This window comes from Pseudomonas sp. D4002, from assembly GCF_013385665.1.
Classification (GTDB): Bacteria; Pseudomonadota; Gammaproteobacteria; order Pseudomonadales; family Pseudomonadaceae; genus Aquipseudomonas.
Genome location: NZ_JACAPN010000015.1, coordinates 1 through 25,072, shown reverse-complemented (window position 1 = coordinate 25,072; position 25,072 = coordinate 1). Strand labels below are relative to the sequence as shown.

The following is a 25,072-nucleotide window of genomic DNA, read 5'->3' as shown; positions in this document are numbered from 1 at the left end:
GCAGAGCGTCCAGAGCGGCATGCCCACGCAGAGCGTGGGAACGATCTCTAATTAGTCCATAAGGAGCTTGCTCCCGCGGGGCTGCGCAGCAGCCCCAAAACCAGACACCTCACCCTCTCTGGAATATCTCAATACCCTGAACAGGGGCCGCTTCGCGCCCCAGCGGGAGCAAGCTCCCTCGCCACAGGGGGCGCGTGATCGCCCGAAGCCGCAGCGTCACACGGATTTCTCACATCCGTTTCACATACCCCGAACGAATCCACTCCTACACTTCCCCCATCAGCCGTTCAACGGCCAGGGAGCAAGCGATGTGGCGGTACGCTGGAGTGCTGGGCCTGTTGGCCCTGCTGTCGGGTTGCCAATCAACCCATGAGGATTTGCTGGCCAAGGGTTATCCACCCGCCTTCGCCGATGGCTATGACGACGGTTGCAGCAGCGGCCGCCAGGCCGCCGGGGTGATCACCGGGGAATTTCGCAAGAACGTCCCGCGCTACCTGAAAGACCGCACCTACGCCGAAGGCTGGGATGATGGCTTTCGCCAATGCAAGGCCATGCGCGAGAACGAAGACCTGAACGACTACAAGAATCGCCACTGGGACGACCGCGAACGCGCCTGGCAACAGGAAAAAGACCGCGACGCTGCCAGGGCCTTTCGCTCGCAATAGGTCGCTTCCAGACATCCAGCGAAACTTAACCCCTGCGACCATGGCCCAAACTCCATAGCAGGAGAACGTCATGAGTCGAGCTTTCGTCAACGAAGACAGCGCCGCTGCCCAGGCCAGCCAACCGGTGGAACGCCAGGTCAGCGCGCAACCCAATCACCTCACTGCCCGCGGACTTGCACAATTGCAGGCCAGGGTCGCGCAGTTGCAGCATGAGCACAGCGAAGAATCCGCCAAGGGCGAGCAGGCCGATAAACAGCGCCAGGCCGACCTTGAGCGGGATTTGCGTTACTTCAACCAGCGCCTGCAAAGCGCACAGGTGGTGGCGCCGGCAACCTCCACCGACAAGGTGCAAATCGGCAGCTGGGTGACCTTTGCCAACGAACAGGACGAAGAGCAGCGCATTCAGTTAGTGGGCGAAGACCAGGCCGACGCCACGGTGGGCCTGATCAACTGGGGTTCGCCACTGGGCCGCGCGCTGCTGGGTGCACAGGTGGGCGACGAGGTGCTGTGGAGGCGCCCCGTCGGTGATCAGTTGATCGAAGTCCTGCGCATCGAACCCGAGGGTTAAACGATGCCCTGGGCCAGCATTGCATCCGCAACCTTCACGAAGCCTGCAATGTTGGCGCCCTTCACGTAGTTGACCCGGCCGTTCTCTTCGCCGTAGTGCACGCACGCATGGTGGATCGACTGCATGATGTTGTGCAGCTTGCTGTCCACTTCACCGGCGGTCCACAGCAGGCGCATGGCGTTCTGCGACATCTCCAGCCCGCTCACCGCCACCCCGCCGGCATTGGACGCCTTGCCCGGCGCGAACAGGATGCCGGCCTCGATAAAGATATCCACCGCCTCCAGGGTGGTCGGCATGTTGGCGCCTTCGGCCACGCAGACGCAGCCATTGCGCAACAGGGTGCGCGCCGCTTCGGCGTCCAGTTCATTCTGGGTGGCGCAGGGCAACGCGATGTCGCAGGCCAGTTCCCAGGGTGCTTTGCCGGCGCGGAATTCCAGGCCGAAACGCGGTGCCAGCTCGCTGATGCGCCCGCGCTGTACGTTTTTCAGTTCAAGCAGTGCCGACCATTGTTCTTCGGTCAAACCGCTTTCGCAGTACAGAGTGCCTTCGGAGTCGGACAAGGAAATCACCTTGCCGCCCAGATCCATGACCTTGCGCGCCGCGTACTGGGCGACGTTGCCGGAGCCGGAGATGGCCACGCGCTTGCCTTCGACCCGCTCGCCGTTGCGCTTGAGCATTTCTTCAGCGAAGTACACGCAGCCAAAACCGGTGGCCTCCGGGCGAATCAGGCTGCCGCCGTAGCTCATGCCCTTGCCGGTCAGCACCGAGGTGAACTGGTTGCTCAGGCGCTTGTACTGGCCGAACAGGAAGCCGATCTCCCGGGCGCCCACGCCAATATCACCGGCGGGCACGTCCACGTCCGAGCCGATATGGCGATACAGCTCGCTCATGAACGCCTGGCAGAAACGCATCACCTCGGCGTCGCTCTTGCCCTTGGGATCGAAGTCCGAGCCGCCCTTGCCGCCGCCCATGGGCAGCGAGGTCAGGGAGTTCTTGAAGGTTTGTTCGAAGGCGAGAAATTTCAGCACGCCCAGGTTCACCGACGGGTGGAAGCGCAGGCCACCTTTATAAGGGCCGATGGCGCTGTTCATCTGGATCCGGAACCCGCGGTTGACCCGTACTTTGCCCTGGTCATCTTCCCACGACACCCGGAACACAATCGCACGCTCCGGCTCGCAGATGCGCTCCAGGATGCCCGAGTTCAGGTAGTGGGGATTGGCTTCAAGAAACGGCCACAAACTGCGCAGGACTTCTTCCACGGCCTGGTGGAATTCCGGCTGGTCGGGGTCGCGTTTCTTGAGGCGGGCAAGGAAGGATTCAACGGATTCGATCATGAAAAGTCTCGGCAAATTTATTGTCGTTAAAGGAGATTTGTCCCGGACTTTATCAATTCATGTCGCACCGCGACAGGGCAAAATGTCGCTTTTGTGAATTTAAATGGTGCATTAGATATAAATACAGGCGTTTTTTGCACCTTAATGAGGATTTCAATCCAGGCCTTGCACCAACAGTTAATCCGCTATCGCAGGCAAGCCAGCTCCCACATTTGATCCAGTACATCCATGACAATGCGGTCAACTGTGGGAGCTGGCTTGCCTGCGATGCAGACGACGCGGTGCACATGAAAACACGCAAAAAAAAGCGGAACCCGAAGGCTCCGCTTGTTCAAACCACCAACCCGAATCAGGCCAGTTTCTTGTGCCGTACACGATGCGGCTGGGCAGCAGCTTCGCCGAGGCGTTTCTTGCGATCGGCTTCGTATTCGGTGTAGTTGCCTTCGAAGAACACCGCCTGGGAGTCGTCTTCGTACGCCAGGATGTGAGTGGCCACGCGGTCAAGGAACCACCGATCGTGAGAGATCACAATGGCGGCGCCCGGGAAGTCCAGCAGGGCTTCTTCCAGGGAACGCAGGGTTTCAACGTCGAGGTCGTTGGACGGTTCGTCGAGCAGCAATACGTTGCCGCCTTCTTTCAGGGTCAGGGCCAGGTGCAAGCGACCGCGCTCACCACCGGACAGGTCCTTGACGAACTTCTGCTGGTCGCCGCCCTTGAAGTTGAAGCGACCCACGTAGGTGCGCGACGGGATTTCGTAGTTGCCGATACGGATCTGGTCGGAACCGTCGGAAATCTGCTGGAACACCGTCTTGCTGCCGTCGAGGTCGTCGCGGCTCTGGTCAACGCAAGCCAGCTGCACGGTTTCGCCGACTTCGATGGTGCCCGAGTCCGGTTGTTCCTTGCCCATCAGCATGCGGAACAGTGTGGATTTACCCGCACCGTTACCGCCGATCACGCCAACGATGGCGCCTTTTGGCATGGAGAACGACAGGTTGTCGATCAACACGCGGTCGCCGTAGCCCTTGCAGACGTTCTTGAACTCGATGACCTTGTCACCCAGGCGCGGACCGGCCGGGATGTAGATTTCGTTGGTCTCGGAACGCTTCTGGAATTCCTGGGACTGCATCTCTTCGAAACGCGCCAGACGGGCCTTGGATTTCGACTGACGCGCCTTGGCGCCTTTACGCACCCATTCCAGCTCGTCTTTCATGGCCTTTTCATGGGCCGACTGTTGCTTGGATTCGGCGGCCAGACGGTCGGACTTGGCTTCCAGCCAACCGGAGTAGTTGCCCTCGTAAGGGATACCGGCGCCACGGTCGAGCTCGAGGATCCAGCCAGCAACGTTGTCCAGGAAGTACCGGTCGTGCGTGATCGCAACCACGGTGCCCGGGAAGTCGTGCAGGAAATGCTCCAGCCAGGCGACGGAATCGGCGTCCAGGTGGTTGGTCGGTTCGTCGAGCAGCAGCATGTCGGGGGCCGACAGCAGCAGGCGGCACAGGGCCACACGACGCTTTTCACCACCGGACAGGTGTTCAACCTTGGCGTCCCACGCCGGCAGGCGCAGCGCGTCGGCGGCGACTTCCAGCTGGCGGTCCAGGTTGTGACCGTCGGCGGCTTGCAGGATGGCTTCGAGCTTGGCCTGTTCTGCCGCCAGTTTGTCGAAGTCGGCGTCTTCTTCAGCGTAGGCCGCGTAGACCTCGTCCAGGCGGGCCTGGGCGTTCTTGATCACGCTGACCGCTTCCTCGACCACTTCACGCACGGTCTTGGTCGGGTCCAGGATAGGTTCCTGTGGCAGGTAGCCGATGTTCAGGTCGGGCATCGGGCGGGCTTCGCCGTCGAACTCGGTGTCGACGCCGGCCATGATTTTCAACAGGGTGGATTTACCCGAACCGTTGAGGCCGAGCACGCCGATCTTGGCGCCCGGGAAGAAGGACAGAGAAATGTTTTTCAGGATTTCCCGCTTCGGCGGAACAACTTTTCCCAGCCGATGCATGGTGAAGACGTATTGAGCCATGGTGAACCTAGCGTCAGTGACTGATGAATTAAGCGGGCGAAACCCGTGCCAGGCCATGCGCCGCGCGGGCCGTTGATGTCTATCAATGCCTGCGTGCGGTAGATGCCTGATTGTCTGGGGCTGGAACGCCCTCGCGTAACCGGCAAAGCTACCTGAATGCGGGTGGGCAGTCCAGCCAGGCGGGGCTGGCACTTTGCCACAACACAAGGCATGCTAGCCGCCCTCCGGGCGTCCGGCTTATAGTGCACGTCGCGCGCCAGTCCAGCCAAACCGCAGGATCACAGTTTGTCCAACGTAACGCCGCCAACTCCCCTGCGCGCCGCTCATATAGCGCCGGGAGCGCCCCTGCACGGAACCCTGAAGGGCGCATTGGCGACGCTGGTCCTGTTGCTGCTCGCGTTATTGTTCTGGCAACTGCTGGACCAGTTGCAGCAAAACCAGAAAAACCAGCAGCAATACACCATCGACTACAGCGCCGACCTGGCCGAACAGATCAGCCTGAACATGGCCCTCAGTGCGCAGATTGCGCTGAACCTGCTGCCGATCGTCGAACCGCCGCGGGACGCCGAACAGCAACAAATCCTGATGCGCACCTTGCAACGCTCCCTGCCGGAGTTGCGCAGCGTCGCCCTGCTCGCCCCCAGCGGCGCGATGATCAGTGACAGCGCCAGCGACAGCCAGGACAGCGCCTGGCTCGAAGAACTGGTCAAGCGCAGCCACGCCCAGTCCTATTACCTGAGCAACAACAACGACGGCACCGTCATCTACCTGCTGCTGCACCAGCCCAGCGGCGGCACCAAGATGTACTGGGCCTTGCGCCTGGCCCCCAATTACCTGGCCAACCTGACCCGCCAGGATGGCCAGGGCCAGCGCCCGATGTGGGTCATCGAAAACCGCCTCAACCACCGGGTGGTCAGCCGTGACAGCGGGATGCCGGCCCAATGGGCCACCGCGTTGACCCCGGACGAGTTGAACAAAAGTGTACTGGTCACGCCCCTGAGCAAGAGCGACTGGCAACTGCGCGGCTTGTTCGACCGCGCCGCCGTGCTGGAGCAACTGCTGCCGGCCTTTATCGGCAAATGCCTGCTGGGCCTGGCCTTCTCGCTGATCCCGGTGATCGTGCTGCTGAACATGCGCCGCCGCCAGCGCCAGGTGCACGAGGGGCGCCGGCGCTACCAGGATATTTTCGAAGGCACCGGCGTGGCGCTGTGCGTGCTCGACCTGTCGGGCCTGCGCGCGTTCTTCGATAGAGCCCGACTGCAAACCCGCGAGCAGTTGCAACAGTTGCTGCAAGACAACCCGGAACAGCGCCAGCAACTGCTCAAGGAACTGCGCATCACCGAGGTCAACCAGGTGGCGGTGCGCTTGTTGAATGTTGCCTCTTGCGAGCAGGCCTGGGAACGCCTGATCGACGCCTGCCCGTCGAGCCCGACCGCCATCGGCAACCAGGTGATCGACGCGGTGCTGACCCAGCAGAAGCAGCTTGAACTGGAAATCCAGCTCAGCGATATCGAAGGCAACGACCAATACCTGTGGCTGGTGATGCGCCTGCCGGAACAACAGGACGACTTCAAGGCCGTGATCCTGAGCATCAGCGACATCACCAGCCGCAAGCTGATCGAGTTGTCACTGGTGGAGCGCGAGAGTTTCTGGTCGGACGTGGTGCGCACCGTGCCCGATCACCTGTATGTGCAGGACGTGATCAGCCAGCGGATGATTTTCAGCAACCACCACCTGGGCCACACCCTGGGCTACAACAAGCCCGAGCTGCAGCAGATGGGCGAGTACTTCTGGGAGATCCTGCTGCACCCCGAAGACGCCGAGCGTTACCACGACCTGCGCCTGCAACAGCGCCAGGCCGGCTACCTGAGCCAGTTGCAGTGCCAGTTGCGCTTTCGCCACCGCAACAACCAATGGCGGCGCTTCGACATCCGCGAACAGGCCCTGGCCCGTGACAAGACTGACCAGGTGACGCGCATCATCGGCGTCGCCAAGGACATCACCGACCAGATCGAAGCCAGTGAATCACTGCGTGACAGCGAACAGCGCTACCGCATGCTGGCGGAAAGCATCAGCGACGTAATCTTCTCCACCGACAGCAAGCTGGCCCTCAACTACGTCAGCCCTTCGGTGAACGCGGTGCTGGGCTATGACGTCGACTGGATCTTCGAAAACGGCTGGCAATCGACCATCGCCAACCCGCAGCAACTGACCGGTATCTACTCCCTGGTGGAGCAAGTCAGCCGCGCCCTGGACCAACCCGAATCCCTCGCGGCCTTGCGCAACGACGTGCAGACCCAACTGTTCCTGTTCGACTGCCTGCGGGCCGACGGGCGCAAGATCCCCATCGAACTGCGCCTGGTGCTGGTGTGGGACGAACACGGCGCGTTCGAGGGCATCCTTGGCGTGGGTCGCGATATCAGCCAGCAGCGCCGTGCGGAAAAAGACCTGCGCATGGCGGCCACGGTATTCGAACACTCCACCTCGGCGATCCTGATCACCGACCCGGCCGGCTACATCGTGCAGGCCAACGAGGCGTTCAGCCGGGTCAGCGGTTATGCGGTGGCGGACGTGCTCGACCAGTTGCCGAACATGCTCACCGTCGACGAACAGCAGGAAGCCCACCTGCGCTACGTGCTCAAGCAATTGCACCAGCACAGCACCTGGGAAGGCGAAGTGTGGCTCAAGCGCCGCAACGGCGAGCATTACCCGGCCTGGGTCGGAATTACTGCCGTGTTCGATGACGAAGGCGACCTGGCCAGCTACGTGTGCTTCTTCAGTGACATCAGCGAACGCAAGGCCAGCGAGCAGCGCATCCACCGCCTGGCCTACTACGACGCCCTGACCCACCTGCCCAACCGCACGCTGTTCCAGGACCGCCTGCACACCGCGCTGCAATCGGCGGAACGGCAGAAGTCGTGGGTGGTGTTGATGTTCCTCGACCTCGACCGCTTCAAACCGATCAACGACTCCCTGGGCCACGCCGCCGGCGACCGCATGCTCAAGGAAATGGCCACCCGCCTGCTGGGCTGCGTCGCCGAAGACGACACCGTGGCGCGCATGGGTGGCGACGAGTTCACCTTGCTGCTGCAACCGCGGGTCAACCGTGAGATGGCGCTGAACCGGGCGATTCACGTGGCCGAGCAGATTCTGGCCAGCCTGGTGAAGCCGTTTGTGCTGGAGGGCCGCGAGTTCTTCGTCACCGCCAGTATCGGCATCGCCCTGAGCCCGCAGGACGGCAACGAACTCAGCCAGTTGATGAAAAACGCCGACACGGCGATGTACCACGCCAAGGAGCGGGGCAAGAACAACTTCCAGTTCTACCAGGCCGACATGAACGCCAGCGCCCTGGAACGCCTGGAGCTGGAAAGCGACCTGCGCCACGCCTTGGAACAGAACGAATTCGTGCTGTATTACCAGCCGCAGTTCAGCGGCGACGGCAAACGTTTGACCGGCGCCGAAGCCCTGCTGCGCTGGCGCCATCCGCGTCGCGGGCTGGTGCCGCCGGGGGATTTCATCCCGGTGTTGGAGGAGTTGGGGCTGGTGGTGGACGTGGGTGACTGGGTGATCAGCGAAGCCTGCCGCCAACTCAAGACCTGGCACCAGAACAAGGTGCGGGTACCCAAGGTCTCGGTCAACATTTCGGCCCGGCAGTTCTCCGACGGACAACTGGGCGAGCGCATCGCCACCATCCTCAAGGACACCGGCCTGCCGCCGGCGTGCCTGGAGCTGGAGCTGACCGAAAGTATCCTGATGCGCGAGGTCAACGAAGCGATGCAGATCCTCGCCAGCCTGAAAAACCTCGGCCTGAGCATCGCGGTAGATGACTTCGGCACCGGTTATTCATCGCTGAACTACCTCAAGCAGTTCCCCATCGACGTGCTGAAGATCGACCGCACCTTTGTCGACGGCCTGCCGTCGGGTGAGCAGGATGCGCAGATTGCCCGGGCGATTATCGCCATGGCCCACAGCCTGAACCTGGCGGTGATCGCCGAGGGTGTGGAAACCCATGAGCAGCTGGACTTCCTGCGGGAGCACGGTTGCGATGAGGTGCAGGGCTACCTGTTCGGGCGACCGATGCCGGCGAACCGGTTTGAGGCGCAGTTCAGCAATGATGCGCTGTTCATGTTCGACTGAAATCCTCAGGTGATGCTGATGGCCTCTTCGCGGGCAAGCCCGCTCCCACATTCGACCGTATTCCACCTGAAGGAACCCGATTGAATGTGGGAGCGGGCTTGCTCGCGAAGGGGCCCGAACAAACACCACCTATCCCCAGATGAGCCCCGCTTGTCCGCGACATGATGTCCTTTCATATGCCATCTAAAACCCATTGGGTTAGAATGCGCTTCTTTTCTGCCCCCGATCCTTGAGGACCGCCATGTTCAGCCGTGATTTGACTATTGCCAAGTACGACGCCGATCTCTTTGCCGCCATGGAGCAAGAAGCTCAGCGCCAGGAAGAGCACATTGAGCTGATCGCTTCGGAAAACTACACCAGCCCCGCCGTGATGGAGGCTCAAGGTTCGGTTCTGACCAACAAGTACGCCGAAGGCTATCCGGGCAAGCGCTACTACGGCGGTTGCGAGTTCGTCGACATCGTTGAGCAACTGGCCATCGACCGCGCCAAGGAACTGTTCGGCGCCGATTACGCCAACGTCCAGCCACACGCCGGCTCCCAAGCCAACAGCGCCGTGTACCTGGCCCTGCTGCAAGCGGGCGACACCATCCTGGGCATGAGCCTGGCCCACGGCGGTCACCTGACCCACGGCGCCAGCGTTTCCTCCTCCGGCAAGCTGTACAACGCCGTTCAGTACGGCATCGACGGCAACGGCCTGATCGACTACGACGAAGTCGAGCGCCTGGCCATTGAGCACAAGCCAAAAATGATCGTGGCCGGTTTCTCTGCCTACTCGCAGATCCTGGATTTCCCACGCTTCCGCGAAATCGCTGACAAGGTCGGCGCCTACCTGTTCGTCGACATGGCCCACGTGGCCGGTCTGGTCGCCGCTGGCGTCTACCCGAACCCGGTGCCGTTCGCTGACGTCGTGACCACCACCACCCACAAGACCCTGCGCGGTCCACGTGGCGGCCTGATCCTGGCTCGCGCCAACGCCGAGATCGAGAAGAAGCTGAACTCCGCCGTATTCCCAGGCGGCCAGGGTGGCCCGCTGGAGCACGTGATCGCCGCCAAAGCAATCTGCTTCAAGGAAGCGCTGCAGCCTGAGTTCAAGACCTACCAGCAGCAAGTGGTGAAAAACGCCAAGGCCATGGCCGGCGTGTTCATCGAGCGCGGTTTTGACGTGGTGTCCGGCGGTACTGAGAACCACCTGTTCCTGCTGTCGCTGATCAAGCAGGACATCTCCGGTAAAGACGCTGACGCCGCTCTGGGCAAAGCCTTCATCACCGTGAACAAGAACTCGGTGCCGAACGACCCACGTTCGCCGTTCGTCACCTCCGGCCTGCGCTTCGGCACCCCGGCTGTGACCACTCGTGGCTTCAAGGAAGCAGAGTGCAAGGAACTGGCTGGCTGGATCTGCGACATCCTGGCTGACCTGAACAACGAAGCAGTGATTGACGCTGTGCGTGAGAAGGTCAAGGCCATCTGCAAGAAGCTGCCGGTATACGGCGCTTGATTGCAGTTGCTTGAATGAAAAGCCCGGCTCTTGAGCCGGGCTTTTTTATGCCTGAAAACGCTGCTTTCTCAATTTGAAATGACATCAAATGTGGGAGCGGGCTTGCTCGCGAAAGCGCTGTGTCAGTTGATGCATGGGCTGACTGATACACCGCTTTCGCGAGCAAGCCCGCTCCCACATTTTGACTGCGTTTCAAGTCAGGATTGGTAAACCCGCGCAAAGCCTTCGCGAATCTTCTCTTCCGGCAACTCGTCAGCAATAAACACAATCACACTTTCCCGCGCTTCGCCTTCGGCCCATTCGGTGTCCCAATCGAACCCGTAGAGCTTCAGCACGCCCTGGAACACCATGCGCCGGTCTTCCCCGGCAATGTTCAGCACGCCTTTGTAGCGCAGCAATTGCTTGCCGTGGTCTTCCAGCAGCTCGTTCATGAACTCGCTGAGTTTGTCGATATCCAGCGGCTGGTCAGTGCGCAGCACCAGGCTGGAAATACGGTCGATGGACGGCGCCTGGCTCACCGGGCGCAGGCTCATGCCGGCGTTGAGGTTGAAGCCGCGCACATCCAGCAGTTCGGCGAGGTCGATCTTGCCGTGTTCCACCACACGAATCGGCGCCCGGCGGTTGATACGAGTCAGGCGCTCGCTGAGGGCGTCGAAGGTGGCATCGTCCACCAGGTCGCGCTTGCTCACCAGCAGGCGGTCGGCAAACCCGATCTGCGCCTGGGCGATGGTCTGGGTCAGGTGGTGCTCCGCGTGGGCCGCGTCCACCAGGGTGATGATACCGTCGAGGATGTAGCGCTCGCGCAGTTCTTCATCGATGAAAAAGGTCTGGGCCACGGGGGCCGGGTCGGCCAGGCCGGTGCACTCGATCACCAGGCGGTCGAAGGCGATCTCGCCGCTGTCCAGGCGCTCCAGCAACAGGTACAGGGCCTTGGTCAGGTCAGTGTGGATGGTGCAGCACACGCAGCCATTGGACAGGGTCATGACTTGCACCGGCTCGCTGCCCAACAGTTGGGTGTCGATACCGGCGTCGCTGAATTCATTTTCGATCACGGCGATTTTCAAGCCGTGCTCGGCCTTGAGCAGGTGACGCAACAAGGTGGTCTTGCCAGCGCCGAGGAAGCCGCTGAGGACGGTGACGGGGATGGGAGAGGACAAAGAATTCTCCTTGAAGAAACACAAAACAAATGTGGGAGCGGGCTTGCTCGCGAAGGCGGCGTGTCAGTCAGCACATGCATCACTGAAAGACCGCCTTCGCGAGCAAGCCCGCTCCCACAAGGGATTACCGCAGCCCGAACTACCGGGCTAGCAGCACTTGGGCCCACCCTTGCCGCCGTAACGGGCTTCCTGGCGTTCCCGGAAGAACGCCTTGTAGTCCATCATCGGTTTGTCCGGGTGTTTGGTTTGCATATGCTCGACGTAGGTGTCGTAGTCGGGCATGCCGACCATCAGGCGCGCGGCCTGACCGAGGTATTTACCGAGGCGACTGATGTCATTGAACATGATTGCAATCCTCTATCAAGCGTCCGGGATGGCCTGGTATGGCGCTTCTTTATCCGTACGTTCCTTTTTGCCCCAGGCAGCAATGCCGACCTTGAGCGCATAGAACAGGATGCTGAAGACCACGAACAGGAACAGCGCCGTCAGCGTTGCGTTGGTGTAGGCGTTCCAGATCACGTGTTGCATCTGGTCGATGCTCTTGGCCGGTGCGAGGATCTGGCCGCCGGCCAGGGCATCGCTGTATTTCTTGGCCAGCGACAGGAAGCCGATCGCCGGGTTGGCGTCGAACAGCTTGATGAAGCCTGCGGTCACGGTGCAGATCAGCAGCCATACGGCTGGCAGCATGGTCACCCAGATGTAGCGCTGGCGTTTCATTTTGATCAGCACAACCGTGGCGAGCATCAGCGCGATACCGGCCAGCATCTGGTTGGAGATACCGAACAGCGGCCACAAGGTGTTGATGCCGCCCAGTGGGTCGATCACGCCCTGGTACAGCAGGTAACCCCACATCGCCACGCAACCTGCGGTGGCGATCAGGTTGGCCGTCCAGGACTCGGTACGCTTGAGCGCCGGCACGAAGGAGCCGAGCAAATCCTGCAGCATGAAGCGACCGGCACGGGTACCGGCGTCGACCGCAGTCAGGATGAACAGCGCTTCGAACAGGATCGCAAAGTGGTACCAGAACGCCATGGTGTTTTCACCCGGCAGGACGCTGTGCAGGATCTGCGCGATACCGACCGCCAGGGTCGGCGCACCACCGGCACGGGCCAGGATGGTGGACTCACCAATGTCATGGGCCACCGCCTGCAACGCTTCCGGGGTAATTGCAAAACCCCAGCTGCTGACGGTTTGCGCCACAGCCACCACGTCACCGCCGACAATCGCGGCCGGGCTGTTCATGGCGAAGTACACCCCTGGCTCGATCACCGAAGCGGCAACCATCGCCATGATGGCCACGAACGACTCCATCAACATGCCGCCGTAGCCGATGTAACGGGCGTGCCCTTCACTGGCCAGCAACTTGGGCGTGGTGCCCGAGGAGATCAGTGCGTGGAAACCCGAGACCGCGCCACAGGCGATGGTGATGAACAGGAACGGGAACAGGCCGCCCTTCCACACCGGGCCGGTGCCATCGATGAACTGGGTCAGCGCCGGCATTTTCAGGTCGGGCATGGTCACCAGGATGCCAATCGCCAGGGCGATGATGGTGCCGATTTTCAGGAACGTAGACAGGTAGTCCCGTGGCGCGAGGATCAGCCACACCGGCAACACGGCAGCCACGAAGCCATAACCCACCAGCATCCAGGTGATCTGGATGCCGGTGAAGCTGAAGGCCTTGGCCCACACCGGGTCAGCGGCAATCTGCCCGCCCAGCCAGATCGAACCCAGCAGCAACAGCACGCCGACAATCGAGATTTCACCGATGCGGCCCGGGCGGATGTAGCGCATGTAAATGCCCATGAACATCGCGATCGGAATGGTTGCCATCACCGTGAAGATGCCCCACGGGCTTTCGGCCAGGGCCTTGACCACGATCAGCGCCAGCACCGCGAGGATGATGATCATGATCAGGAAGCAGCCGAACAGCGCGATGGTCCCGGGCACACGGCCCATTTCTTCGCGGACCATGTCCCCCAGGGAACGGCCGTTGCGACGAGTGGACAGGAACAGGACCATGAAGTCCTGCACCGCCCCGGCCAGCACCACGCCGGCGATCAGCCACAACGTGCCGGGCAGGTAGCCCATCTGCGCCGCCAGTACCGGGCCGACCAAAGGCCCTGCGCCGGCGATTGCCGCGAAGTGGTGACCAAAAAGGATGTGTTTGTTGGTCGGCACATAGTCCAGACCGTCGTTGTTCAGCACAGCGGGGGTAGCCCGCAGTGGATCGAGCTGCATCACATGGTTAGCGATGAACAGACTGTAGTAACGGTAAGCAACCAGATAAATGGCCACTGCTGCGACCACGATCCACAAGGCGTTGATCGCCTCGCCGCGGCGCAAGGCCACTACGCCCAGGGCGCACGCTCCTACGATTGCCAGCAGCAGCCAGGGTAGATGGCGTAGCAGGCTATTATTATTTTTCATTTTTATATTCCAGCCAGGGTGGACAGAAAGACAGCCATCCCGAGTTTAGCGCTACTGGCCTTAAAGGCCACCCCCCTACGTTGGTCTAGAGCCTTGCCGGGGCAAAAAAAGCAGAAAAAACCGCCCCATGATGGCGCACGGCTACAATTCCTTTATCCACAGAGGGTTTCACCATGAGCGAACAGCCTTCAGACCGACGCCGTTTCCGACGCATTGCCTTCGACGCCAGGACCGAGCTCACGCAAGACGGCCGTGTCTGGCCGGTGCAATTGGTAGATTTGTCGCTCAAGGGCTTGCTGGTGCAACGGCCGCAAGAATGGCACGGCCATCGCTACGAATCGTTCGATGTGGACATTCATCTCGACGCCGAGACCGACGTGAAGATGCAGGTGCGGCTGACCCACGACGATCATGGGCAGCTCGGCTTTGTGTGCGAACACATCGACCTCGACTCCATAAGCCACCTGCGGCGGATAATCGAGCTGAACCTGGGCGATCAGGAAGAACTGGAGCGGGAATTCGCCGCCTTGCTGGAGATCTGAGCATGTGGGAGCTGGCTTGCCTGTGATGGCGGTGTGTCAGTTTGCATATCAATCAGCTGATACACCGCCATCGCGGGCAAGCCCGGCTCCCACAAGGGGGATGTGTGGCTGGCGACTATTCGAACAGGGCATCCAGCGCCTGCTCCAGGCGCGTTACCCCGATCACTTGCAGCCCCGGTGGCATTTCTTTCGGCGCATTGCCCTTGGGCACGATGGCGCGCTTGAAGCCATGCTTGGCCGCTTCCTTCAGGCGCTCCTGGCCGCTGGGCACCGGGCGCACTTCACCCGACAGGCCCACTTCGCCAAACACCAGCAAGTCATGGGGCAACGGCCGGTTGCGCAGGCTGGACATCACCGCCGCCATCAACGCCAGGTCAGACGCGGTTTCCAGCACCTTGACCCCGCCCACCACGTTGAGGAACACGTCCTGGTCATGGGTGGGAATGCCGCCGTGGCGGTGCAATACCGCCAGCAACATCGCCAGCCGGTTCTGGTCCAGGCCCAGGGTGACACGACGCGGGTTGGCCAAGTGGCTGTCGTCCACCAGCGCCTGGACTTCCACCAGCATCGGCCGGGTGCCTTCCCACGTTGCCATCACCACGCTGCCCGGGACTTCTTCCTGGGCACGGGTAAGAAAAATCGCTGACGGGTTGGAGACCTCTTTCAAGCCCCGGTCAGTCATGGCGAACACACCCAGCTCGTTGACTGCGCCAAAACGGTTCTTCACCGCCCGCAACAAACGCAACCGCCCATCGGACTCGCCTTCGAAATACAGCACGGTGTCGACCATGTGTTCCAGCACCCGTGGGCCGGCCAATGCGCCTTCTTTCGTCACGTGGCCCACCAGGAAAATCGCCGTGCCGCTCTGTTTCGCATAGCGCACCAGCAGCGCGGCACTTTCCCGCACCTGGGACACGCCACCCGGTGCCGATTGCAGTTGCTCGGTGAAAATCGTCTGGATCGAATCGATCACCATCACCTTGGGCTTTTCCAGGCGCGCGGTGGCGATGATGCTTTCGATGCAGGTTTCGGTCATCACCCGCAGTTGGTCCTGAGGCAAGCCCAGGCGGCGCGCACGCATGGCCACCTGCTGCTGGGATTCTTCGCCGGTGACATACAGCGCCGGCATGCGGCTGGCGATGCTGCACAGGGTTTGCAGCAGGATCGTGGACTTACCGATGCCCGGGTCACCGCCGATCAGTACCACCGAACCATCCACCAGGCCGCCGCCCAGCACCCGGTCCAGTTCACCGGAAGCGGTGGAGAAACGCGGGATTTCTTCGACGCTGACTTCGGCCAGGGTCTTGATCTGGGTTTGTTGCCCGGTCCAGCCGGAACGGCCGCTGGGGGCCACGGCGCCGCCGCTTTCGATCATGGTTTCGGTCAGGGTGTTCCACGCACCGCATTCCGTGCACTGGCCGGCCCACTTGGGAAAGGTCGCGCCGCACTCCGTGCAGCCATACATGCGCTTGGCCTTTGCCATTTGAGAACCTCCAACCGAAAAACCGCGATGATAGCTCAGCGCGGCGCCGGGGTACGGATTTCACCGCTGGCCAAACGTGAAGCGCTGTTACCGATCGGGTCTTCGGCATTCAGATCGGCGCCCTTGGCTTTCAGTTCATCCAGCAGTTCCACGCGTTTGAACAGCCCGGCATACATGGCCGCCGTTTGTCCGGCGCCGTTGCGCTGGTCGGGGTTGCAGTCGGTGGCGAGCAGGCGCTGGGCGATTTTCAGCTCACCCTTGAAGATCGCGCCCATCAACGCGGTGTTGCCGCGTTTGTCCTGCACGCAGGCATCGGCGCCGGCGGCGAGCAATCGGTCCACGTAGGCACTTTCACCGTGATAGGCGGCGAGAATCAGCGCCGTGTAGCCTTTTTCATCCTGGGTGTTCAGCGAATAGCCGGATTCGATGAAGGTGTTGAGCATTTCCACGTCGCCACGGCGGGCGGCGTCGAAGTAGTAATCCTGCAGTTGTGCCTTAAGCGCGGCCGGGTCAGCTTGTTCGGCCAATACGCTGAACGACAAACACGCAAGGACAGCGCCTATAAAGATTCGCATGGTAAATTCTCAGTGATGTGCCACCTGTAGGAGCCGGCTTGCCGGCGATGGCGTACTTGTGGGCGCTATCGCCGGCAAGCCGGCTCCTACAGGGAGCGTGGGCGGTTAGTCGGTCAGCTTTTCGGCCAGTGCCTTGACGCGGGCCAGGTCGCCCTTGGCCACTTTGGTCACGCCGGTGCCGTACTCCGGATCCGCCTTGTAGAGGAACGACAGGATGATGTGCTTGCTCTCGTCATCGGTGGTGGCCAGGGAGCCGCCGAAGTTGTCGATCAAGTCCTGACGCTCTTTCTTGTTGAACGAACGGTACAGGTCGCCGGCCTGCTTGAAGTTCTGCTCACGCTGGATCTTCGCCTGCTGGGTACTGCCCGACAGGGCCAACTGGCTGTACCGCGCGGTTTGCGGCTCTTCCCGTGGCAGCAGGCGGCTTGGCTGGTAGTTCACGCCAGTGGTGGTCTTGCCGAAATTCATCGCGCCGTCCTGGTTACCGTTGTTGACGGTCACCCGGGGTGCGTTGATCGGCAGTTGCAGGGCGTTTGGCCCCAGGCGGTACATTTGCGTATCGGCATAGGAGAACACCCGGCCTTGCAGCAGGCGGTCTTCCGACGGCTCGATGCCCGGCACCAGGTTGGCCGGCGCCATGGCGACTTGCTCGGTTTCCTGGAAGACGTTGGCCGGGTTGCGGTTCAGCACCATCTGCCCGACTTTGCGCTCTGGCACGTCCGGCCAGATCTTGGTGGCATCCAACGGGTCGAAATCAAACTTGGCCAGGTCTTCCGGTTTCAGCACTTGCACATACAGGTCCCACTTGGGGAAGTCTCCCTTATTGATGTGCGTGACCAAATCATTGGTCATATGGCTGTAGTCACGGCCCTGTACTTCAGTCACTTGTTTAGGATCGAGGTTCTTGATGCCTTGCAGGCTCTTCCAGTGGAACTTGACGTAGTGCACTTCGCCCTTGGCGTTAATCAACTTGTAGGCATGTACACCGTTACCGTCCATTTCCCGGTAACTGGCTGGAGTACCGGAGTCCGAGTACAACTCGGTCAACGTACGAGTGGACTCCGGAACATGGGAAAAGAAGTCAAAGCGACGGGAATCATCGTCCAGGTTAGTGCGCGGATCTGGTTTAAAGGCGTGAACCATGTCCGGAAACTTGATCGCATCGCGAATAAAAAACGTCGGGAAGTTATTACCGACCAGGTCCCAATTACCTTCGGCGGTGTAGAACTTGGTGGCGAAGCCGCGCGGGTCACGCAGGGTTTCCGGCGAATGGTTGCCGTGAACGACCGCAGAGAAGCGCACAAATACCGGCGTGGCTTCGCCGGCGGCAAACACCTTGGCCTTGGTCAGGTCGCTGAGGTTATCGGTGACGGTGAAAGTACCGTGAGCGCCGGTGCCACGGGCGTGCACAACGCGCTCCGGAATACGCTCGCGATCAAAGCGCTGTAACTTCTGGATCAGTTGCACGTCTTGCAACAGCACCGGGCCATTCGCACCGGCGGTTTGAGAGTTCTGATTGTCACCGACCGCCGCGCCATTATCGCGCGTGAGGTTGGCGGCGTGTACGGACAGCGAAAGAAGACTGGCGCTCACTGCAAACAGCACCTGTCGCGCAGAAATAGGCCCGCGGCTAATAGGGTTTTTCATCGAGGTATCCTCTGGTTTTTTTAGTGCACATTGAGTTGTGCTTGCCAGAGGCTAGTGACCCGCGAGTCAGAAGATAAATAGAAAAGCCGTACCACCCCGATAAAGAAAATAGTGTGGTAACCCACTGAAATAGCGGGTATTCCGCGCGCGATTGGTGGCACTTTGCAAACTATTTGCGATTTAATGTGTCGATAAAAACGGACACTGTTAGCAGTTGTGTCGAGCAAGCCTCGCCACACTGTCTTACACTGGCTTCTACCTCCTCATCTGTAACAAGGAATAACCTATGGGCGTGTTAAGTGAGTTCAAGGCCTTCGCGGTCAAAGGTAATGTGGTCGACATGGCGGTCGGTATTATCATCGGCGCCGCCTTCGGCAAAATTGTTTCATCCTTTGTAGGCGACGTGGTGATGCCACCTATCGGCCTGTTGATCGGGGGTGTCGACTTCGGCGACCTGGCCGTAACGCTTAAAGCCGCCCAGGGCGATGCGCCGGCCGTCGTACTGGCGTACGGCAAGTTCATCCAGAGCGTGATCGACTTTGTGATCGTTGCGTTTGCGATCTTCATGGGCGTGAAGGCCATCAACCGCCTGAAGCGTGAAGAGGCCGTGGCACCTAGCCTGCCGCCGGTCCCGACCAAGGAAGAAGTGCTGCTGGGGGAGATCCGCGATCTGCTCAAGGCACAGAACAGCAAGCCCGAGTAAGCTCGGCAAAAAGTAAAGGCGCCTGCAGGGCGCCTTTGTTTTACCAGTAGTTTTCTACCGCGACCTGCCCCGGACGGCGGGTCAGGCTCAGTTGCATGTCGCGCTGTTTCAGCAACTGACGCGTGTCGTCGATCATCTGCGGGTTACCGCAAATCATCACCCTGGAATGGTCGGGGGTCAGCTCGATGCCTGCGGCGCGCTCCAATTCGCCGTTCTCGATCAGGGTGGTAATCCGCCCATTCAGCGCGCCCGGATGTTGCTCGCGGGTGACAATGGGAATGTAGGTGAGCTTGTGGGCGTATTCTGCCAGGTACTCACGTTCGCCCAGTTCATGGATCAACGACTGGTAAGCCAGCTCCCTTGCTTCGCGGGCACTATAGACGAGGATAATCCGCTCGAATTTCTCCCACACTTCGAAGTCCTGCAGGATCGAGAGAAACGGCGCAATACCGGTCCCGGTGCCCAGCAGCCACAGATCGCGACCATCCACAAACCGGTCCAGGGTCAAAAAGCCCGTGGCCTGGCGCTCCACCAGCAGGGTATCGCCTTCCCGCAGGCGGCTCAGCTCACTGGTGAACTCACCGCCCGGCACCACGATGGAAAAGAAGTCCAGGTATTCATCAAAGGGCGAGGACACCACCGAATAAGCACGCCACACAATGCCGCCATCGGCCTTGGTCACCCCAAGACGCACGAATTGTCCGGCGCGAAAACGAAAACCAGGGTCTCGGGTAGTGCGCAGGGTAAACAGGCTGGGAGTCAGCGATTTCACGTCGAGCAGGGTCTGGCGGGTGTATTTTTCAGCACTGGCCGTCATGGGAAACTCCATTTGCAGAGGCCCCTAGTGTCCCCCAAAGCGCCGCCTGGAAACACCGATGGTTTGTGCTGGCATTGCCGCTGCCCATTGTGGCAACCGCTGGGCGGTACTAAATATTTGGCTATTAGTCGCCTTCCAACAAGCCATTAGATGAGGGAGTGCAACTAAATATTAACAAGGCGCATTTAGAGCAAGTTCTTAAAACTAATGGAAAAAAATCTTATCGAACGCCTGAAACCTGTACACCGTAGCCAGGTTGTACAAATGTTATTGGCCTAACGCCCGCTTGAACATAACCAAATTTTTATTTCGAGCTGTAGCCGTTGTCCTACACTATTTTTCACGCTGTAAACGGGGGCCTTGGAAGTACCCCATGTAAGAACCGTTCGTATGGAGAGTTACCGATGGTCAACTGGCACAACACTCGCCTTCCCAAACTCGAAGGGGAAAGCGAAATAACCAGTATGTACGAAGCTGCCCTCAACCTTACCTACGAGCTTGGCTTCCAATACTGCGCATTCACCCTTAGTTCTCATCTACCCAACAACCAAACGAAAACCGTCAACCTCAACAACTATTCCAATGAATGGAATACGCTGTACAGACAAGAGCACTACTTTGATCTCGACCCTGTGGTTGCGCATTGCAAACGCTCGGTTCTACCGATCGTATGGGACGAGAAAACCTTTTCTTCGGTACCGGACTTATGGGCCCATGCCCAGTCCAACGGACTGAATTTCGGATGGACCCAATCGGTTCATGACTTCCAGGGTGTTTTCAGCATGTTGAGCCTGGGGCGTGCCACCGGCCCAGTGGGCCCTGAAGAACTCTATGAAAAAGCCGGGCAAGTGCTCTGGATTTGCCACGCCATGCACGCGGTGGTGGCCAAAAAATACGCAGACAATCCCAGCCCGCAAGCGCCCAGCAAATTGACCCCGCGGGAAACCGAAATCCTGCAATGGTCGGCCTTGGGCAAGACCGCCTCGGACATCGCCACCATCCTGTGCCTGTCCGAACGCACGGTCGGCTTCCATATCAGCAGTGCGATGAAGAAACTGGGGGTCAGTAACAAGATTGCCGCAGTGATCACGGCAGTCAAATGCGGGTTGTTTTAAACACCGCATGTAATCCAGGGGAAAAAAACGTAACATTTGCGGCCAGTTCCGGGTGATGACGCGAGCCCCTGATGCGCCTCGCGTCGCCGCTCACCCCGATGGTTCGCTTACCCAGAGTCTCCCCCGCCATGCCCCTGCTCGACAGCCCCTTCGCCCAACTCGACCTGATCCGTCAGCCAGAACAGCACAACGACCCGCTGCAAGCGTTTGATGCAGCCGATGAGTATTTGCTCAGCTACCTGGCGGAACAACAGCTGACGACGGCGACCCGCGTCCTGGTGCTCAACGACAGTTTCGGCGCGCTGGCGGCCAGCCTCGAAGGGCATGTGCAGGTCACCTCCAGTGGTGACTCGTTCCTCGGCGCCCTGGGCCTGGAGAAAAACCTGGCGCGCAACGGCAAGGCTTTCGACGCGGTAACGTTCCTGCCCGCCAGCCAGACACCTGCCGGGCCGTTCGACCGCGTACTGATCCGCGTGCCGAAAACCCTGGCCCTGCTCGAAGAACAATTGATTCGCCTGCAAGGTCAACTGGCACCCGGCGCCGAAGTGATTGCCGGGGCGATGGTCAAGCACCTGCCACGGGCTGCCGGCGAACTGCTGGAGCGCTATGTCGGCCCGATGCACGCCTCACTGGCGGTAAAAAAGGCCCGATTGCTGATCGCCACCCTGGCCGATCGGCCACACGCCGTATCGCCCTACCCTACGCGCTACAGCCTGGAAACCCCGGCCATCGAACTGCTCAACCACGCCAACGTGTTCTGCCGCGAAGGCCTGGATATCGGCACCCGGGCCTTCCTGCCGCACCTGCCACAAAACCTGGGCGGCGCCCGCGTAGCCGACCTGGGTTGCGGTAATGGCGTCCTGGCGATTGCCAGCGCGCTGCAAAACCCCGAGGCGCAGTACACGCTGGTCGACGAGTCTTATATGGCGGTGCAATCGGCGGCCGAGAACTGGCGCGCGGCGCTGGGCGAACGTGACGTGCTGATTCGCCCCGGCGACGGCCTGGCCGATCAGGAGCCGCAATCACTGGATGTGGTGCTGTGCAACCCGCCATTCCACCAGCAGCAAGTGGTGGGAGACTTCCTCGCCTGGCGCATGTTCCAGCAAGCGCGGGAAGCGTTGGTAGTGGGCGGCGCCCTGTACATCGTCGGCAACCGTCACTTGGGTTATCACACCAAGTTGGCGCGGTTGTTCCGTGGCGTCGAGCAAGTGGCGACCACGCCGAAGTTCGTGGTCCTCAAGGCGCGCAAATAAAAAAGCCCTCCATGAAGGAGGGCAATAGTTACAACGGGATGTCAGTGGGTGGTCAGGCCCGCGGCATTCATGAACATGCGCATCAGGCTGGCCACTACGAACAGGGCCAGGACGCTGCCGGTCCAGATCATCGCCAGCCAGCCCAGGCGCTGCCAGAGCGGCTTTTTCTCGGCCTGTTCGATGTCGTGCAACGAAGGTTTGCCGGACATGAGTCAATCCTCCTAGTGATAACCGTCTTCGTGGGTGACCTTGCCGCGGAACACGTAGTAGCTCCAGAAGGTGTAGCCCAGGATGAACGGAATGATGAACAAGGTGCCCACCAGCATGAAGCCCTGGCTTTGCGGCGGTGCGGCGGCGTCCCAGATCGAAACTGACGGCGGGATGATGTTCGGCCACAGGCTGATCCCCAAGCCACTGTAGCCAAGGAAGATCAGCACCAGCGTCAGCAGGAACGGCGTGTAGTGCGCATTGCGGGCCACGGCGCGAATCAGGCCGTACATGGTTACCAGCACCAGGATCGGCACCGGCAGGAACCAGAACAGGTTCGGCAGGGTGAACCAGCGCGAGGCGATTTCCGGGTGGGCCAGCGGCGTCCAGAGGCTGACGATACCGATCACCGCCAGCACCACGAAGGCCAGGGGCCGGGCCAGGTTGTGCATCTTCTCCTGCAAGCTGCCTTCGGTCTTCATGATCAGCCAGGTGCAGCCCAGCAGCGCATACGCCACGATCAGGGCCACGCCGCAGAACATCGTGAACGGCGTCAGCCAGTCCAGGGAGCCACCGGCAAACTGCCGGTCGACCACCGGGATGCCATCAATGAACGCCCCCAGCGCCACGCCCTGGAAGAACGTCGCTGCCAGCGAGCCGCCGATGAAGGCCTTGTCCCACAAGTGACGCTTGTCGTCCTTGGCCTTGAAGCGGAATTCAAACGCCACGCCACGAAAGATCAGCCCGATCAGCATCAGCATCAGTGGCAGGTACAGCGCCGAGAGCACCACCGAATAGGCCAGCGGGAACGCGCCAAACAACGCCGCGCCGCCGAGTACCAGCCAGGTTTCGTTGCCGTCCCACACGGGGGCGACGGTGTTCATCATCACGTCACGGTCGGTCTTGCCCGGGATGAACGGGAAGAGAATGCCGATCCCCAGGTCGAAGCCGTCCATGACCACGTACATCATGATGCCGAAGATGATGATCACGGCCCAGATCAGCGGAAGATCAATACCCATGGCTCAGTTCCCCTTGTTCAAGGTGTCGCCGTGATCGGCATCGGCACTGTCATCAGCCGCCGACAACGGACGCGCCGGTGTGCGTTTCTGCCCAGGGCCACCGTGGGTGGGCTCGGTGCTTTCGTGGGTCACAGGCCCTTTGCGCACCAGGCGCATCATGTAGCCCAGGCCCGCGCCGAACAGCGCGAAGTACACCACCACAAACAACACCAACGTAATGCTCATCTGCGCAAAACTGTGGTTGGACGAGGCGTCTGCCGTGCGCATCAGCCCGTAGACCACCCACGGCTGTCGGCCGATCTCGGTGGTGAACCAGCCGGCGAGAATCGCGATCAGGCCGGACGGGCCCATCCACAGCGCCAGGTACAGGAACGGCTTGGACGTGTACATCTTGTCGCCACGGCGCAGCCAGAGGCTGAACAGGCCGGTGAAGATCATCAGGAAGCCCAGGCCCACCATGACCCGGAACGACCAGAACACGATGGTCGAGTTGGGACGGTCCTCAGGCGGGAACTCCTTGAGGGCCGGCACCTGCTTGTCCAGGGAGTGGGTCAGGATCAGGCTGCCCAGGTACGGAATTTCTACTGCGAACTTGGTTTTTTCAGCCTTCATGTCCGGCCAGCCGAACAGGATCAGCGGCGTGGGCTCGTTGCCGATATTTTCCCAGTGGCCTTCAATCGCGGCGATCTTCGCTGGTTGATGCTTGAGGGTATTCAGGCCGTGGAAGTCACCGATGACCGCCTGGATCGGCGCAACGATCAGCGCCATCCACATTGCCATCGACAGCATGGTGCGGATCGCCGGGTTGTCCTTGCCGCGCAGCAAGTGCCAGGCCGCCGAGGAGCCGACGAAGAACGCGGTAGCGACGAACGCGGCCGTGGCCATGTGCATCAGGCGGTAGGGGAACGACGGGTTGAAGATCACGGCCAGCCAGTCGGTTGGAATCACCCGGCCATCAATGATTTCAAAGCCCTGTGGCGTCTGCATCCAGCTGTTGGAGGCAAGAATCCAGAAAGTCGAGATCAGCGTGCCGACGGCCACCATCACCGTGGCAAAGAAGTGCAGCTTGCGTCCGACCTTGTTCCAGCCGAACAGCATGACCCCAAGGAAGCCGGCTTCGAGGAAGAACGCCGTGAGCACCTCATAAGTCAGCAACGGCCCGGTGACGGCACCGGCGAAGTCCGAGAAGCGGCTCCAGTTGGTGCCGAACTGATAGGCCATGACCAGGCCGGAGACCACGCCCATGCCGAAGTTGACGGCAAAGATCTTCGACCAGAAATGGTAGAGGTCACGGTAGGTGTCGTTGTGGGTCTTGAGCCACAGGCCTTCCAGCACCGCAAGGTAACTGGCCAGGCCGATGGTGATGGCCGGGAACAGGATATGGAATGAGATGGTGAACGCGAATTGAATTCGGGCGAGATCTAGCGCCTCCAAACCGAACATAAGTCTTCCTCTGTCAGGTAATACCGAATGCTGGCTGGAGGCCTGCACCCACTGCCCCCACGGATATGGAGTGTGGCGAATTCAAATTCGTTTCTTTTTATAACCAACCACGCAGGGATTCTGGCCTTGCGGCCGCCAGAGCAATCCCGGCGAAGGTTTTGATCTGGATCAAGCATTGCTGAAAGAGTAGTCCCATTTTCGCGAGAGCAAGGCGTGGTCTTTTGCCGCGTGACAGGTTGCCTCAGTGGTCACTGGGTGTTGTCTTTGGTGAGATTGGGCGTGTTTTGGGTGTATATCCGTTATTTGGGTGATGGCTGGTATTGGTTCCGCTCTTACAGCGGCTCACTTTTGAACAGCGCAAAAGTAAGCAAAACGCTCTTGCCCCACCACTCGGCTCCTCGCCTAGGCTCGGAGTGCCCTCACTCCGGCTTTGGACCGTGGGCCGCCGCGATGGGCCATCCTTGGCCC

20 protein-coding genes are annotated in these 25,072 nt (G+C 60.5%); 8 read left to right on the top strand and 12 right to left on the bottom strand.

The annotated features are described in order from the left end of the window. Positions 1 to 308: 308 nt before the first annotated feature. Both HX824_RS07990 and HX824_RS07985 read left to right on the top strand, forming a co-directional pair. Positions 309 to 665, top strand: coding sequence for a hypothetical protein (locus tag HX824_RS07990; protein ID WP_102369931.1), 357 nt, complete (start codon positions 309 to 311; stop codon positions 663 to 665). Positions 666 to 735: 70 nt separating this feature from the next. Continuing rightward, positions 736 to 1,233 (top strand): GreA/GreB family elongation factor, encoded by a 498-nt coding sequence (locus HX824_RS07985; protein ID WP_177054420.1) that lies wholly within the window; start codon positions 736 to 738, stop codon positions 1,231 to 1,233. Here the strand turns inward: HX824_RS07985 and gdhA are convergent. Beyond that, a complete protein-coding gene (gdhA, locus tag HX824_RS07980) occupies positions 1,230 to 2,567 on the bottom strand; it encodes an NADP-specific glutamate dehydrogenase (RefSeq protein WP_134327343.1) in 1,338 nt (445 codons plus the stop codon). The two genes, HX824_RS07985 and gdhA, sit on opposite strands and share 4 nt — an antisense overlap. A gap of 349 nt (positions 2,568 to 2,916) precedes the next feature. Further along, positions 2,917 to 4,581, bottom strand: a complete 1,665-nt coding sequence (ettA, locus tag HX824_RS07975; protein WP_003215833.1) for an energy-dependent translational throttle protein EttA — start codon at positions 4,579 to 4,581, stop codon at positions 2,917 to 2,919. 285 nt (positions 4,582 to 4,866) lie between these two features. On the opposite strand from ettA, the gene HX824_RS07970 reads away from it, so the two are divergent. Together HX824_RS07970 and glyA are read left to right on the top strand one after the other, a co-directional pair. After that, positions 4,867 to 8,718 carry a bifunctional diguanylate cyclase/phosphodiesterase gene (locus HX824_RS07970; protein WP_023659180.1) on the top strand — a complete coding sequence of 1,284 codons (3,852 nt, stop codon included), beginning with the start codon at positions 4,867 to 4,869 and terminating at the stop codon, positions 8,716 to 8,718. 241 nt (positions 8,719 to 8,959) lie between these two features. After that, a complete protein-coding gene (gene glyA / locus HX824_RS07965) occupies positions 8,960 to 10,213 on the top strand; it encodes a serine hydroxymethyltransferase (RefSeq protein ID WP_134327344.1) in 1,254 nt (417 codons plus the stop codon). 197 nt (positions 10,214 to 10,410) lie between these two features. Here glyA and yjiA read toward each other — a convergent pair whose 3' ends face one another. The 3 genes from yjiA to HX824_RS07950 form a co-directional block, all read right to left on the bottom strand. After that, a complete protein-coding gene (yjiA, locus tag HX824_RS07960; RefSeq protein ID WP_003215828.1) occupies positions 10,411 to 11,370 on the bottom strand; it encodes a GTPase in 960 nt (319 codons plus the stop codon). Positions 11,371 to 11,517: 147 nt separating this feature from the next. Then, positions 11,518 to 11,715, bottom strand: a complete 198-nt coding sequence (locus HX824_RS07955; RefSeq protein ID WP_003176208.1) for a YbdD/YjiX family protein — start codon at positions 11,713 to 11,715, stop codon at positions 11,518 to 11,520. Positions 11,716 to 11,730: 15 nt separating this feature from the next. Next, on the bottom strand, positions 11,731 to 13,797 hold the full coding sequence (locus HX824_RS07950) for a carbon starvation CstA family protein (protein ID WP_003215826.1): 2,067 nt from the start codon (positions 13,795 to 13,797) through the stop codon (positions 11,731 to 11,733). Between the two features lie 173 nt (positions 13,798 to 13,970). On the opposite strand from HX824_RS07950, the gene HX824_RS07945 reads away from it, so the two are divergent. Further along, positions 13,971 to 14,339, top strand: a complete 369-nt coding sequence (locus tag HX824_RS07945; protein WP_008432822.1) for a PilZ domain-containing protein — start codon at positions 13,971 to 13,973, stop codon at positions 14,337 to 14,339. A 115-nt stretch (positions 14,340 to 14,454) separates the two neighbouring features. Here the strand turns inward: HX824_RS07945 and radA are convergent, their stop codons facing one another. From radA to katB, 3 genes are all read right to left on the bottom strand, one after another. Then, on the bottom strand, positions 14,455 to 15,822 hold the full coding sequence (radA, locus tag HX824_RS07940; RefSeq protein ID WP_003215821.1) for a DNA repair protein RadA: 1,368 nt from the start codon (positions 15,820 to 15,822) through the stop codon (positions 14,455 to 14,457). 35 nt (positions 15,823 to 15,857) lie between these two features. After that, positions 15,858 to 16,397 carry an ankyrin repeat domain-containing protein gene (locus HX824_RS07935; RefSeq protein WP_008432819.1) on the bottom strand — a complete coding sequence of 180 codons (540 nt, stop codon included), beginning with the start codon at positions 16,395 to 16,397 and terminating at the stop codon, positions 15,858 to 15,860. A 105-nt stretch (positions 16,398 to 16,502) separates the two neighbouring features. Next, complete coding sequence (gene katB, locus HX824_RS07930) at positions 16,503 to 18,044, bottom strand: catalase KatB (RefSeq protein WP_177054419.1); 1,542 nt, start codon at positions 18,042 to 18,044, stop codon at positions 16,503 to 16,505. Between the two features lie 286 nt (positions 18,045 to 18,330). Between katB and mscL the strand changes: the two genes are divergently transcribed. After that, positions 18,331 to 18,747 (top strand): large-conductance mechanosensitive channel protein MscL, encoded by a 417-nt coding sequence (gene mscL / locus HX824_RS07925; RefSeq protein ID WP_003215816.1) that lies wholly within the window; start codon positions 18,331 to 18,333, stop codon positions 18,745 to 18,747. 40 nt (positions 18,748 to 18,787) lie between these two features. On the opposite strand, the gene HX824_RS07920 is transcribed toward mscL, so the two are convergent. Then, a complete protein-coding gene (locus tag HX824_RS07920) occupies positions 18,788 to 19,564 on the bottom strand; it encodes a ferredoxin--NADP reductase (protein WP_008432814.1) in 777 nt (258 codons plus the stop codon). A 404-nt stretch (positions 19,565 to 19,968) separates the two neighbouring features. Here HX824_RS07920 and HX824_RS07915 point away from each other — a divergent pair, with 404 nt between their 5' ends. Together HX824_RS07915 and HX824_RS07910 are read left to right on the top strand one after the other, a co-directional pair. After that, complete coding sequence (locus HX824_RS07915) at positions 19,969 to 20,679, top strand: LuxR family transcriptional regulator (RefSeq protein WP_177054418.1); 711 nt, start codon at positions 19,969 to 19,971, stop codon at positions 20,677 to 20,679. Positions 20,680 to 20,807: 128 nt separating this feature from the next. Continuing rightward, positions 20,808 to 21,932: a methyltransferase gene (locus HX824_RS07910; protein ID WP_177054417.1), complete on the top strand. Its 1,125-nt coding sequence runs from the start codon at positions 20,808 to 20,810 to the stop codon at positions 21,930 to 21,932. 41 nt (positions 21,933 to 21,973) lie between these two features. On the opposite strand, the gene HX824_RS07905 is transcribed toward HX824_RS07910, so the two are convergent. Genes HX824_RS07905 through HX824_RS07895 form a run of 3 tightly spaced genes read right to left on the bottom strand, consistent with a single transcriptional unit; the run spans position 21,974 to position 24,604 of the window. Continuing rightward, a complete protein-coding gene (locus HX824_RS07905) occupies positions 21,974 to 22,141 on the bottom strand; it encodes a DUF2474 domain-containing protein (protein WP_003215809.1) in 168 nt (55 codons plus the stop codon). A gap of 12 nt (positions 22,142 to 22,153) precedes the next feature. Then, positions 22,154 to 23,161 (bottom strand): cytochrome d ubiquinol oxidase subunit II, encoded by a 1,008-nt coding sequence (gene cydB, locus HX824_RS07900; protein WP_008432810.1) that lies wholly within the window; start codon positions 23,159 to 23,161, stop codon positions 22,154 to 22,156. A gap of 3 nt (positions 23,162 to 23,164) precedes the next feature. Continuing rightward, the gene (locus tag HX824_RS07895; RefSeq protein ID WP_008432808.1) at positions 23,165 to 24,604 is read right to left on the bottom strand and encodes a cytochrome ubiquinol oxidase subunit I; all 1,440 of its coding nucleotides are present in this window, start codon (positions 24,602 to 24,604) and stop codon (positions 23,165 to 23,167) included. Positions 24,605 to 25,072: the final 468 nt, after the last annotated feature.